21 protein-coding genes are annotated in these 9798 nt (G+C 57.9%); 2 read left to right on the top strand and 19 right to left on the bottom strand.

What is annotated here, in order from left to right:
• Window positions 1–3: 3 nt before the first annotated feature.
• From ACTPOI_RS15385 to ACTPOI_RS15295, 19 genes are all read right to left on the bottom strand, one after another.
• Window positions 4–165 (bottom strand): hypothetical protein, encoded by a 162-nt coding sequence (locus tag ACTPOI_RS15385; protein WP_440110311.1) that lies wholly within the window; start codon window positions 163–165, stop codon window positions 4–6.
• Complete coding sequence (locus ACTPOI_RS15380; RefSeq protein ID WP_440110309.1) at window positions 162–1415, bottom strand: PBSX family phage terminase large subunit; 1254 nt, start codon at window positions 1413–1415, stop codon at window positions 162–164. Before ACTPOI_RS15380 ends, ACTPOI_RS15385 begins: the two co-directional genes overlap by 4 nt.
• Complete coding sequence (locus tag ACTPOI_RS15375; protein ID WP_440110307.1) at window positions 1399–1734, bottom strand: hypothetical protein; 336 nt, start codon at window positions 1732–1734, stop codon at window positions 1399–1401. The genes ACTPOI_RS15380 and ACTPOI_RS15375 overlap by 17 nt, the downstream gene beginning before the upstream one ends.
• Before the next feature lie 277 nt (window positions 1735–2011).
• On the bottom strand, window positions 2012–2266 hold the full coding sequence (locus ACTPOI_RS15370; protein ID WP_440110305.1) for a hypothetical protein: 255 nt from the start codon (window positions 2264–2266) through the stop codon (window positions 2012–2014).
• Window positions 2267–2352: 86 nt separating this feature from the next.
• Window positions 2353–2730 (bottom strand): hypothetical protein, encoded by a 378-nt coding sequence (locus ACTPOI_RS15365; protein WP_440110303.1) that lies wholly within the window; start codon window positions 2728–2730, stop codon window positions 2353–2355.
• Window positions 2678–2869, bottom strand: coding sequence for an NrdR family transcriptional regulator (locus ACTPOI_RS15360; protein ID WP_440110301.1), 192 nt, complete (start codon window positions 2867–2869; stop codon window positions 2678–2680). The genes ACTPOI_RS15365 and ACTPOI_RS15360 overlap by 53 nt, the downstream gene beginning before the upstream one ends.
• Entirely contained in the window at window positions 2866–3435 is a 570-nt protein-coding gene (locus ACTPOI_RS15355) for a recombination protein NinG (protein ID WP_440110299.1), read from the bottom strand. Before ACTPOI_RS15355 ends, ACTPOI_RS15360 begins: the two co-directional genes overlap by 4 nt.
• Window positions 3435–3845, bottom strand: coding sequence for a recombination protein NinB (locus tag ACTPOI_RS15350; RefSeq protein WP_440110297.1), 411 nt, complete (start codon window positions 3843–3845; stop codon window positions 3435–3437). The genes ACTPOI_RS15355 and ACTPOI_RS15350 overlap by 1 nt, the downstream gene beginning before the upstream one ends.
• Window positions 3838–4068, bottom strand: coding sequence for a hypothetical protein (locus tag ACTPOI_RS15345; RefSeq protein WP_440110295.1), 231 nt, complete (start codon window positions 4066–4068; stop codon window positions 3838–3840). The genes ACTPOI_RS15350 and ACTPOI_RS15345 overlap by 8 nt, the downstream gene beginning before the upstream one ends.
• Window positions 4065–4559, bottom strand: a complete 495-nt coding sequence (locus tag ACTPOI_RS15340; RefSeq protein WP_440110293.1) for an HNH endonuclease — start codon at window positions 4557–4559, stop codon at window positions 4065–4067. The genes ACTPOI_RS15345 and ACTPOI_RS15340 overlap by 4 nt, the downstream gene beginning before the upstream one ends.
• Window positions 4556–4831: a hypothetical protein gene (locus ACTPOI_RS15335; protein WP_440110291.1), complete on the bottom strand. Its 276-nt coding sequence runs from the start codon at window positions 4829–4831 to the stop codon at window positions 4556–4558. Before ACTPOI_RS15335 ends, ACTPOI_RS15340 begins: the two co-directional genes overlap by 4 nt.
• Window positions 4831–5031: a hypothetical protein gene (locus ACTPOI_RS15330; RefSeq protein WP_440110289.1), complete on the bottom strand. Its 201-nt coding sequence runs from the start codon at window positions 5029–5031 to the stop codon at window positions 4831–4833. The genes ACTPOI_RS15335 and ACTPOI_RS15330 overlap by 1 nt, the downstream gene beginning before the upstream one ends.
• Window positions 5028–5996, bottom strand: coding sequence for a DnaB-like helicase C-terminal domain-containing protein (locus tag ACTPOI_RS15325; RefSeq protein ID WP_440110287.1), 969 nt, complete (start codon window positions 5994–5996; stop codon window positions 5028–5030). Before ACTPOI_RS15325 ends, ACTPOI_RS15330 begins: the two co-directional genes overlap by 4 nt.
• Entirely contained in the window at window positions 5980–6324 is a 345-nt protein-coding gene (locus ACTPOI_RS15320) for a hypothetical protein (RefSeq protein WP_440110285.1), read from the bottom strand. The genes ACTPOI_RS15325 and ACTPOI_RS15320 overlap by 17 nt, the downstream gene beginning before the upstream one ends.
• Complete coding sequence (locus tag ACTPOI_RS15315; RefSeq protein ID WP_440110283.1) at window positions 6324–7007, bottom strand: hypothetical protein; 684 nt, start codon at window positions 7005–7007, stop codon at window positions 6324–6326. The genes ACTPOI_RS15320 and ACTPOI_RS15315 overlap by 1 nt, the downstream gene beginning before the upstream one ends.
• Window positions 7007–7204, bottom strand: coding sequence for a helix-turn-helix domain-containing protein (locus tag ACTPOI_RS15310; protein WP_440110281.1), 198 nt, complete (start codon window positions 7202–7204; stop codon window positions 7007–7009). Before ACTPOI_RS15310 ends, ACTPOI_RS15315 begins: the two co-directional genes overlap by 1 nt.
• A gap of 204 nt (window positions 7205–7408) precedes the next feature.
• Window positions 7409–7570: a hypothetical protein gene (locus ACTPOI_RS15305; protein WP_440110279.1), complete on the bottom strand. Its 162-nt coding sequence runs from the start codon at window positions 7568–7570 to the stop codon at window positions 7409–7411.
• On the bottom strand, window positions 7567–8070 hold the full coding sequence (locus ACTPOI_RS15300; protein ID WP_440110277.1) for a transcriptional regulator: 504 nt from the start codon (window positions 8068–8070) through the stop codon (window positions 7567–7569). Before ACTPOI_RS15300 ends, ACTPOI_RS15305 begins: the two co-directional genes overlap by 4 nt.
• 336 nt (window positions 8071–8406) lie before the next feature.
• Entirely contained in the window at window positions 8407–8625 is a 219-nt protein-coding gene (locus tag ACTPOI_RS15295; protein WP_440110275.1) for a hypothetical protein, read from the bottom strand.
• A gap of 71 nt (window positions 8626–8696) precedes the next feature.
• On the opposite strand from ACTPOI_RS15295, the gene ACTPOI_RS15290 reads away from it, so the two are divergent.
• Both ACTPOI_RS15290 and ACTPOI_RS15285 read left to right on the top strand, forming a co-directional pair.
• Window positions 8697–9380: a LexA family protein gene (locus ACTPOI_RS15290; RefSeq protein ID WP_440110273.1), complete on the top strand. Its 684-nt coding sequence runs from the start codon at window positions 8697–8699 to the stop codon at window positions 9378–9380.
• The gene (locus ACTPOI_RS15285; RefSeq protein WP_440110271.1) at window positions 9377–9781 is read left to right on the top strand and encodes a hypothetical protein; all 405 of its coding nucleotides are present in this window, start codon (window positions 9377–9379) and stop codon (window positions 9779–9781) included. Before ACTPOI_RS15290 ends, ACTPOI_RS15285 begins: the two co-directional genes overlap by 4 nt.
• Window positions 9782–9798 lie beyond the last annotated feature (17 nt).

Here is a 9798-nt window from a genome sequence, read left to right as displayed (position 1 = left end):
GCTTCACTTGCTGGCCTTCTTCTTGGGCAGTTCGACTTCAACAGTCGCAGTTGCAGGCACTTGCTTGCCGTCCAACACATCAGCCAGCAGATCAGCCAATGCCTCGGCAGACGCAGGGCGGCCCATGGCTACGCCCTTCAACAGCTCGCGCAGTTGTTCTTTCATATCAGTGGCTTTCTCTTGTATTGGATGGGCTTGGATGCTTCTGCATTGCCCATCTGGTCAACTGCCATGCCTGCGTAACGGAACATGTCCGCGCCGTGGCTGTGTTCGTCGTGAAGTGGCGCGCCTGGCTCATTCGTGCGCAGGTTGATCGTTCGCCGGTAGCGCTTCAAATGCTCCAGCAAAGCGCCTGTTTTCTCTTGGTCAAAGTACGTGCGCGGAAACATCATCCGCGTGGCCTTGATGCCTTCTTCGATGCTCATGCGAGGCAGGACAACAACGTCCTTGCCCATGGCTTTCAATATCTCTTCGGTGCTCTTGCCGGTCAGGTAGTTGCCCGAGGCGCCGTCGTGCGGGATGAAGTACGTCCCGATGCGATAGGGCCGCTTTTCAACCTCGGCGATGTACCAATCCAGTGTGCGGAATGAGTCCTCTATGTACTCAATACAACGAACCTCAGCACCCGAGCGCTGAAAGAACCCGATGGTCATCGAGTCATTCCAGCCCAAGTCCCACACCAGATGAACACTCAGCAGCGGGTCATACGGAACAGACCGCACCCGGCTCTGCGCATACGCCTGGTCAATCTCAAGCGCGTATATCGCACCCTCTGCGACTCGCTTGGGCTTGCCCTCCCAAATGTTCTCGTAGCTGTCAGGGTCGCGGCGCAATGTCTCTTGGCGTTCCGCCTCAAGCACAGAAGGAAACCAAGGGTTGTCCTTCCAGTTCACTTGTTCGACCAATGCGTTAGGCGGTGGATTCGCCACAAACCGCTGATAGGTCTCGTCCGTCTCCATGTCCGGGTTCAGACTGAGCCACACCTCCGACCCATCCTTGCGGATCGTGGGCAGTAGCACGTCATACGAACGCTTCGTGATCACCTGGGCTTCTTCAAGCCAGCAAATGTCCACACCTTCAAACGACTTGATTGATTCGACCGTGTGCTGGCTCAAGCCTGCGAACAGGAACAAGCTGCCGTTCTTGCCGCGTATCTCTGACTCCAGCACATCGAACGATGTACCCAAGCCCAATGCCTGTATCTGGTCGGTCAGCAGGCGGTGAACTGAGTCTTTGATGGACTTCTGCACTTCGCGGCCACACAAGATGCGCAATGGCTTCTGTGCGGCCAGCAGGATCAATGCGCGGGCGAAGGCCCAAGACTTACCGGAACCGCGCCCGCCATGGGCTACCTTGTATCGAGCGGGTGTGAATAGGAATGTGAGCTTCCGAGGAAACTCAGCCGTGATCCGCATCCACTACCTTGATGACGATCTCTTGCAAGACTGGCCCGCCACCATCGCCTACATGCTCCACACGTCCTAGCTTCGGAGCCGCGAACTCGGCCAGCTTGGCAAGCAGGTCAAGCGCTTTGGCAGGGTCGGCCTTGTTCTCGCCGTGGCCCTCTGCGACTTGCGCGATCCATGTGCCCACGTTGTCTGCGTTGTCATCGAGCAGCTTGCGGACAGTCTCGCGAAACTCGGTCGTGACCTTGTTCGGCATGCCCTTGGGACGACCGGGGCCTGCACCCATGGCGGCTGCGCCGGTCGGTTTTCTCTTGGTTTTTATTTCCATGGCTCGGGTTCCAGTCGGATTGTCCGAATTAAAGTAAGCACCCATAGGACTACCCTTGCGGGCTGGGTGATGCCGTCGCTTTCCAGCACCGAGCTTTCGGCTAAGGAGTCCGCTCATTTACCCGTGAGCAGCTATCGCTGGCTGACAGTCCGTGCGGGGGTGAAGGGTGCGGGCGCTGCCACAGAGGTACAGAGACCGATATGTGTGACTGGCAGGCCCGCGAACGCAAAAAAGCCCGCTAGGCGCTAACCTGCGGGCTTGTGTGTCTAGGTCTATCCTAGCTTACGAATCCAGAAATGACAGCCTTCTTAGGCTTGGGCAATCGCTTGCCGGGGAATGTGTCCCTGATCCACTCGTACACAGGAAAATCCTTGTATGCGGTGAAACTGAGCGGCTTTGCCATCCTGCGGCGTCTTGCTCTTCCCGACTGGCCGTGCTGCTTGGTGAGCTTGCGGCGGGCTGTTCGGTCAAAGCGATAGAACGGCGTCGGGGATGGTGCTACTTGGAACACCAGGTCTTTGAGATCAGTCATAGGTCACGAATTTTGGACGCACCTATGCAACCCGGCGCAATCGTATTGAAAAAAGATGTGCATTGCAATCACTACGGGTAGTGTTTTCACATCACTCCGGCGCTCAAAAGCCGCCGCGTTAGCTCGTTCTTTGCCTCCATGAGGATCACAGCACGCTCCATCGGATCGGAAGGCAAACGCGGTGACAGCCATACCTTGTGACCTGTGCAGCAGTTGCGGGCGTGGATGTAGATGGCAGACCGGTGCGGATCTTTCATCTCGCACACCTGGAAGTCAATCGCCTTCATGGTCTTGCTGCGCAGCTCGTCGTCAATCACATCTGTGGTGCTGTCCCATCCCTTACAGCTTTTGGCGTTGCGAAACATTGGGTCAGCCGTCCGGGAGGGTTGGAGCTTTTCAGCGCGTGCCCAGCTATGCCACTCCGACAGCAGAGAGTCGAGGATTTCGTGTTGCTCGTTTTTCATGGCTCTCCTTTGTCACTGGGGTTTCTGTCGTCGTGAAGCGGTGAAGGTTTGCGCATTGGTAGCGGCGGTACTTGCTGCCGTCATCCCTTTGCCGGGTCTCCAGCACTTCGGTGTAGGTCTGACATGTGGGGCACCTCATGCCTTCACCTCTTTCAGCTTCCTCATGCGGCGCAGGCGCTTGCCCATCACTTCCTTGAACCGGTAGAGGTATTCCCGGCTGAACTTCTGCGACTTGGGTTGGTTGTCGAGCCACTCGATGCGCTCAGGGCCGTAGCCAGGCTTAATGAGCAAGCCCTTGATGAACCCTTCGCGGTTGCCGCCCTTGAAGTAGTTGCACTGCTCGCAAGCCTTGTGGATGTTCCACAGGTTGAATTGCAGGGATGAACAGCCGCCGTGGGCGCGGTAGTGGGAGCCGTGCCATATGCCGCCGTAGTTCGGCCCCATGTGGCATGAGATGCACCCATCGTTCCTGTCACGTATGCGGGCGATCTCTTGGACGATCTTGCGGCACTCGCTTTCCAGCGTGGAGATCTTCTTGATGGCCTCCTTGCGCGTCTTGATCTTGGCGCGCTCTTCCATCTTGGCCTGGCGTACCTTCTTCATAGCGCACGCAGGGCGGCAGACAACCTGCCCCATGCGGTCGGGCACGAACAGGGTTTTGCACACCTCGCAGGGCTTGGCCTTGGGGTTCTTGTAGGTCAGCATCAGTGCCCCTGTAAGTCATAGAAGGTCACGCCCAGCTCAGTAGCTGCGTATGCCTCCACCTTGTCGGAGAACTCGCAGAACTGGGCCGTGTCCAGATCCGTGCTGCTCAGGCCCTGCACGCTTCCATCGGGCAGTTCAATGACTCCGATGAACATGCGCTTGAACTGCTCGTGCCAGATCTCAGCCGGGTACAGCTTCCCATTCGGTGCGGCCTGCTCTGCAATCTGCTTGAGAACACCGTTACCCCAATAGCGGCGGTTTTGTCTGCTGGTGCGCTTGCGGCGGGTGATCGTCAGCACCCAGCGGTGCCCGCCTTGCAGCACTTGCGCAAGGAATGGGAACACCTGAGCCTTGATCGCTGCCCATGCCTGCTGCCGGTTGTGTAGTTCAACGGTCAGGGTTTCAGCCATTGCGACGGCCCTCCTGTGCATCAAGCTCAGCAATCGCGCGCTTGAGGTAAACCGCTTGGTCTAGGCACTCTTCATACGCGTGGTTCAACCACTCGCGCAGGGAAAGCGGGTTCTCTGCAACGGTCGTTCCATACTTAGATTTGCCCAATTGCTGGCGTCTGCCGATATCTATGCAGACTTCGGCCTCTGTGCCTTCGGGGAGGAATACGCCTACAACGCTCATACGGAACTCCCTGTGATTTCGGCAGCACGAGCCTGATAGGCTTCATGAGCGGCCTCTGCGGTGTGGAAATACCCCAAGTGGTTGCGCTTACCGTCGGCACAAATCTTTGCTGTCCACTTGCCTTGACGCTTGTTAAAGCTCACACCAACAAAACCGCTGGTGTTGTTCTTGAAAATTGGACGGTTCCGCATGTTTTGCGATGCTGTTGCCTCGCGCAGATTGGCGATGCGGTTGTCATCCTTCACGCGGTTGATGTGATCCAAATCCATCGAGGGCCAAGCGCCGTAAACGTGCAGCCAAGCCAAGCGGTGCGCCTTGTACCGCTTGCGGTAAATCAAAATGCATCGGTAGCCCTTGTTGTCAATGCAGCCAGCCACTGACCCAGCGGTGGCCGCGCCAGTTCGCGTGACACGCCAGGTAAAGACACCGGTATCGCAGTCGTAGGCCAAAAGCTCACGCAATTGATCTGCGCTCAGAAGATCGATGCTCATGCATTCCCCCTTGCGCGGATGGCTCCAGCACACTTTTTTGCTTCGTTCGCGGATATATGGCTGGCGTCGAGGCTAAGCGAGCGTGAACGGCTCTCGCAAACCTGTGCACACGCCTCACGCTGCTTTGCTGCTACCAGTGCGGCGAAGTTCGCCAGTTGCGCCCATTGGTCGTCGTCCTCGCTCTGCACAATCTTGATTCCGCATCTTTCGGTGAGGTCGACAAGGGAAAAGCCAACCTCTTCAGCCATCGCGAACACTTCGTCTTGCGTCATCACTTCACCCCTTCGATTTGTTGAGCCAAACCACCCTTGCTTGCGTCACATCCTCCGCAGCAGCCTTGTGCTGGTTGCATGTGTGCTGGGGTGGGAAGAACTGCCAGCGCTTGCCCTTGAGGCAGATTGCTAGGCCGTAGCGGGCCATCTGGCCCGATTGCTTGGGTGACCAGTTGAGACAGGTTGAACAGTTCATTCATGCTGTCTCCCGGTGCGGCCAATTGCGGAAGTACATGAGTGGGTCGTTGGGGTCGCCCTTGAACTGCTTGGAGTCCTTGTCGAACCAGAGCCGAATCGTGGGTTCTTCTTCGCCGTTGCGCTGCTTGCGGCACAGGATTGCGGCGTCATGCTCTTGCAGCTTGGTAGAGGCACGGCCCTTGGCCTTCACGTCATCCTCTTTGCCCTTGTTGCGCCACACCAGCATGAGGTTGTCCACCAGGTCAGTGATTGCGCCGGAACCCTTGGTGTCGTGCTTGTCGGGAATGTCCGTTTCCTTCGCTGGCTTGCGCAGGTGGTGGATCAGGTGGATATGCACGTTGTTGTCACGCGCCAGGGCGGTCAGTTCGTCCACAAACGACTTCTGGCCGTTGTAGTCGTCCTCGCCCATGACGCACTTCATCAGGCTGTCAATCACGATGTGCGTGACGCCCAATTCCTTCGCGCAGTAGCGGGCCATGCCCAGCACATGATTGGCCGAAACAGTGCCTTGACGGTCGTACACCCACAGGCGGTTATCCGTCCACTCGCCAAACTCTTGGTACAGATCCGTGAGGGCCTGCACACCCGCCTCGCCTTGGTACTCAGGGCTGAACGGGTTGGTCTGAGCGTACATGCGGCTCATCATTGCCAGCGTGGTTCCGGGCTTCATCTCAAAGCTGCCCACCACCACCTTTTCCTCCTGGCCCATCAGCGACAGCACAACTTGCGAAACCACTTGGGTTTTGCCGTGGCCGTTCTGCCCGGCCCACAGGGTAACTTCACCGGGGCGAAAGGCGAACAGGCCGTGTGTCTGCTCCCACGGCAGAAGAACCTTCTTCGTGCGGTCTGGGTTCTGCAGCTTGAAGATGAGTTCATCCATCCACAGGGATGCGGGCTTGACGTTCGCGGCGGCGTCTGTCTCGCGCTCGTACATCGCAAAGTCGATTTCGTCAGACAGGAAATGCATTGATCGTCCTCATGAGTTTTTGAAGGAGTTGCGTGTGGTCGTCGTTGATTCCGATGACACCGGCACGGCTTGCGACTCCGATTGATTTGGGTTTGGCGGCTTCGATGCAGTCCAGCGTTTCCAGCAGCAGAGCGGCGTTGTTACCGACTTCCACCAGATCCACATGCAGGCTGACCACTGCGCGCCAGTCGATGGTTTTGGGGTTGCGCTCCACCACCATGACGTCAGGCTTTTGCGTGATGTACTTCGGCGGCTTGCCCACGTACACCCACACCGAGCGGGGCGAGCGACCCTTGCGGCGCATGTCCGCGAGCGCTGCGGTTGCCATCAGTTCACCGCCCCTGCCCAGACGTCACCAGCAGGCAAAGCCCTGCGCCCCGGCTGCGCACGCTGGTTGCGCACCCAGTTGCGCCAGGTCGCCTGCCAATCGGTCTTGCGTCCGTCCTTGCCGGGTTTGGCAATCCAGAAGTCGCGGAACGACTCGGCGACCGTCACCACGTCGACGTCCGGGCGCTCGTTCACAGCCCATGTTTTCCAGTCATCAGGGAGAGTCCAGTCGGCAGGCAAAGCCGTGCCGCGTGGCGACTTCGGAGAAGGAGCGGTATCTATTACTTCTTCTCTTCTCTTCTCTTCTCTGATCCGCATTTCGTCCGCACCAGATGCGGACAATTTGCGGTCGTTGCGCTTGCGCTCTGTTTCCTGAGCCCTGCGCTTAGCGGATTGGCCGTTGTGCGTCTCAAACTCAGGCGTTTGCAGCCCAAGATCAGACTGAACCAGCCATCCCACAGACAGCATTGCGGCAGAAATTCCGGGCAATCCGGCCAGATCGTCGAGCGCCTGCGGGGTGTATCCCTCAAGCAGTCCGTCTTCTGAGTGCATGTCAAACAGACACCAGACCGCATACAGTCCGCCGACAGTCCGTACCCTGTCCGCATTGAATGCGGACGACATGCGGACAACTTTCGGATGTGTCAGCAAATTGGCCCGCATCTTGATCCAGTCACCGGCCATTAGCAGCCCTTCGTGATGCGATAAGCCTTGACGCGCTTGCCACCGACTTCTACCCACTTGTCGGCAATGGCAACGCCAGCGCGGCGCAGTTCAGATACTCGCGTGGCGAGCTTCATAGTCCCGCAGTCGCGCAGGGCATCAAGGCCCGTTGTCCAGCCGCGACGAAGACGTTTGACGATTGAGTTTTGCTGGGTCATAATTTCCCTCGGTTGATGTGAAAGCCGGTCGGGTTGCAGCCCATATGACCGGCTTTTTCTTTGCCTGCACTTTCGGTAGCAGGCGGCACCGTTAAACCTTGAACTTGGCTGCGAGAGCCTTCATGGCGGCTTCGTACTGTTCGGGGGTGGCTGCTGGATGGCGCTTGATCCAGTCCAGCTTTGCGGCCACGTAGAGCTGCCAGTTCATAGACCGCCCTTCACCAGAGCTGCGCGCTTGTCGTTCTCTTTGCGGCCCTGCTCTTGGTTGGTGATGTGGAAGCCCAGATAGCGGCGGTCAGTGCTGACGATGCGAATGCGTGGCGAAGGCGCTGGGGTTGCCTTGGGGCGTGCTGTGGGGAAGCTCATGCCGCAACCCTCCCGGCCAGTAGTTGGCGCATCAGGCGGTTCTCTGCCTCTGCGGCTTGAGCGCGCTGCTCTGCCAGTTCGGCACGGCGCTCTGCTTCTGTCTTGATCATCACGAGCGTGCAGCCCACTTGATAGGCAGACCACTCGGGGTAAATCGTGTTGCCGACCAGCTCGCAGAACTGCGCCACCAGATCAGCCTGCAGGGTGGCCTTGCCCTTCTTGATGTTGGAGAAGTACCCAGCATCAATCGACAGAGCCAGATAGATTTCCTTGTCCTCAAGCCCGGAGACACTGCAGGCCAGCGTGAAAGCTGCTGCGGCTGTCTTCTGTGCGCGGATCATTTCAAGAGGCACGGAGGCGCGTTGTGGTGCGCGGGCCAGTGCCAATTCGTGCTGGTCTTCAATCGAAGTCATGATGTTTGAACCGGGTTGAGTACCCTGTTGGGTCAAAAAAAAGCCACCATCCGGTTCATGCGAAACACGAAACGAATGACGGGACATGGCTCAGGCCGTAGCGGTGGGCTTGGCTGGGCCGCGCAGGGTGTTGCAGCGGTCACACACGGGCTCGACAGCCCACGGCTTCAAGTAGTCGCGGTGGTCGTAGCAAGTAGCAGGAACACCGCAATCGACGCAGGCATGAGCGCTTGGCTTAGCAAGCACGCCCTGTTTGATCAGCAGCTGCACCCGATACATCGCAGTGCTTTGGAACTGGGCAACCACTCCAGCGCACGCATGGCAGCGCTTCGCGGACTTGGTGCGGTTGGTTGGCCTTCCGCAGTCAATGCAAGGCGATTGACTAGGTGCGCGTGCATACAAACGACGATTGGCGATTTGCATCTAAACGGCCTCCTGAGTCTTCGCCTTACGCGCTGTGGCTGCTTCAAAGTCCACCCCGGCAAGCTGCTTCTTGTGGGCTGCACGCAGGAACATGACGCGGGCTTGCGGGATGCCGTCACGCTTCCAATCACTCACGCTTGGCATGGAGAGGCCGAAGATGCGTGACACCTTTGCGGTGCCCCCAAGGCGGTCAATAATGGTTGTTGCTGCTACGTTCATGGACCATATATTAGCCCAGGCTAAGATAAAAAGCAAGCCTAAGCTAACGAACGTAAAGTTAGGCTAGGCTAATGAGCACGCTACAAAGCAGACTGGCGGAATGCTTCCCGCCGCCCCGCCCTCGGGGTATCAACACCGAGATTGCAAACCTGTGCGGCGTCAAAGGTGCAAGCGTCACAAATTGGTTCAACAACCCGGAAAAGGTCAGTACGATCAGCCGCGCAAACGCTGAAAAGCTATGTGCGCACTTCAAATTGGAAGTGGCTCCGGCATGGCTGGCGGAGGGCGTATTGCCAAAGCACGCAGCCTCTAACGTATCTGCAGGCCCCGACGAGCGTGGCCGCTACCCCCTGATTTCTGAGGTGCAAGCTGGGATGTGGACAGAACTTTGTGACGAATTTCAACCCGGCGACGCAGAAGAATGGCTACCTTCCACCAGGAACCTTGGAAAGTGTGGGTACATGCTCCGCGTCACAGGGGACTCCATGGAAGATCCAGGCGGGCGCTTTAGCTTTCCGGCGGGGATGGTGCTGCATGTCAACCCGGATATGACGCCACAACCCAACCAATTCGTCATCGTGCGCCGTGAGGCCACACAACAGGCCACCTTCAAGCGATATGTCATGCTGGATGGTGAGCCGTACCTTGAGGCAATCAACCCGGATTGGCCCAAGGACAAGAAGTTTTTAAAGCTCCAGCCAGGCGACGCATGGTGCGGCGTCGTGGTCGATGCTTCTTTGGGGAACTTGCCATGAATGTCAAAACGATAGCGTGTCTTTTTGCGTGCGCCCTGCTTTCCGCGTGTTCGTACAAATTGACCTTGCAGCAGCGTGGCGGGCCAGGTGTGGGCTCTGGCGTTGCAACCGAGAATGACAAGGGCGTGCAAATCACCATCGGCACGCGAGTGTTCACAGGCCAATATGCCTACGCCTCTGACGCCTCTTTTGGCTCTTTTGTCGGGGTCGGCAAGGGTCGCACCTCTACGGGCTTTGTTTCCACCAGCTCAGGCGGGGGTGGAAACATCATTGCGCGATCAGCCGATGGAATAGGTTTGCGATGCCAGTTCCAGTTTTCCGAGATGAGCGGGCAAGGCTTCGGAGAATGCGCGGATGACACCGGCGCTACCTACGACCTGCAGATTCGCATGGGCGGCTAAGACTAGATTGCAGGTGA

The sequence above is a fragment of the Acidovorax sp. BL-A-41-H1 genome (genome assembly GCF_051942715.1).
This window is presented reverse-complemented; position numbering and strand designations above follow the sequence as displayed.

Excerpts from the sequence above, each read along its gene's own strand:
- ACTPOI_RS15340 (WP_440110293.1), bottom strand. The coding sequence starts at position 4,559 with ATGAGCATCGATCTTCTGAGCGCAGATCAATTGCGTGAGCTTTTGGCC.
- ACTPOI_RS15330 (WP_440110289.1), bottom strand. The coding sequence starts at position 5,031 with ATGAATGAACTGTTCAACCTGTCTCAACTGGTCACCCAAGCAATCGGG.
- ACTPOI_RS15300 (WP_440110277.1), bottom strand. The coding sequence starts at position 8,070 with ATGTCCCGTCATTCGTTTCGTGTTTCGCATGAACCGGATGGTGGCTTT.
- ACTPOI_RS15310 (WP_440110281.1), bottom strand. The coding sequence starts at position 7,204 with ATGACCCAGCAAAACTCAATCGTCAAACGTCTTCGTCGCGGCTGGACA.
- ACTPOI_RS15360 (WP_440110301.1), bottom strand. The coding sequence starts at position 2,869 with ATGAGGTGCCCCACATGTCAGACCTACACCGAAGTGCTGGAGACCCGG.
- ACTPOI_RS15315 (WP_440110283.1), bottom strand. The coding sequence starts at position 7,007 with ATGGCCGGTGACTGGATCAAGATGCGGGCCAATTTGCTGACACATCCG.
- ACTPOI_RS15290 (WP_440110273.1), top strand. The coding sequence starts at position 8,697 with ATGAGCACGCTACAAAGCAGACTGGCGGAATGCTTCCCGCCGCCCCGC.
- ACTPOI_RS15380 (WP_440110309.1), bottom strand. The coding sequence starts at position 1,415 with ATGCGGATCACGGCTGAGTTTCCTCGGAAGCTCACATTCCTATTCACA.
- ACTPOI_RS15355 (WP_440110299.1), bottom strand. The coding sequence starts at position 3,435 with ATGCTGACCTACAAGAACCCCAAGGCCAAGCCCTGCGAGGTGTGCAAA.
- ACTPOI_RS15325 (WP_440110287.1), bottom strand. The coding sequence starts at position 5,996 with ATGCATTTCCTGTCTGACGAAATCGACTTTGCGATGTACGAGCGCGAG.
- ACTPOI_RS15385 (WP_440110311.1), bottom strand. The coding sequence starts at position 165 with ATGAAAGAACAACTGCGCGAGCTGTTGAAGGGCGTAGCCATGGGCCGC.
- ACTPOI_RS15350 (WP_440110297.1), bottom strand. The coding sequence starts at position 3,845 with ATGGCTGAAACCCTGACCGTTGAACTACACAACCGGCAGCAGGCATGG.
- ACTPOI_RS15370 (WP_440110305.1), bottom strand. The coding sequence starts at position 2,266 with ATGACTGATCTCAAAGACCTGGTGTTCCAAGTAGCACCATCCCCGACG.
- ACTPOI_RS15365 (WP_440110303.1), bottom strand. The coding sequence starts at position 2,730 with ATGAAAAACGAGCAACACGAAATCCTCGACTCTCTGCTGTCGGAGTGG.
- ACTPOI_RS15295 (WP_440110275.1), bottom strand. The coding sequence starts at position 8,625 with ATGAACGTAGCAGCAACAACCATTATTGACCGCCTTGGGGGCACCGCA.
- ACTPOI_RS15305 (WP_440110279.1), bottom strand. The coding sequence starts at position 7,570 with ATGAGCTTCCCCACAGCACGCCCCAAGGCAACCCCAGCGCCTTCGCCA.
- ACTPOI_RS15335 (WP_440110291.1), bottom strand. The coding sequence starts at position 4,831 with ATGACGCAAGACGAAGTGTTCGCGATGGCTGAAGAGGTTGGCTTTTCC.
- ACTPOI_RS15375 (WP_440110307.1), bottom strand. The coding sequence starts at position 1,734 with ATGGAAATAAAAACCAAGAGAAAACCGACCGGCGCAGCCGCCATGGGT.
- ACTPOI_RS15320 (WP_440110285.1), bottom strand. The coding sequence starts at position 6,324 with ATGGCAACCGCAGCGCTCGCGGACATGCGCCGCAAGGGTCGCTCGCCC.
- ACTPOI_RS15285 (WP_440110271.1), top strand. The coding sequence starts at position 9,377 with ATGAATGTCAAAACGATAGCGTGTCTTTTTGCGTGCGCCCTGCTTTCC.
- ACTPOI_RS15345 (WP_440110295.1), bottom strand. The coding sequence starts at position 4,068 with ATGAGCGTTGTAGGCGTATTCCTCCCCGAAGGCACAGAGGCCGAAGTC.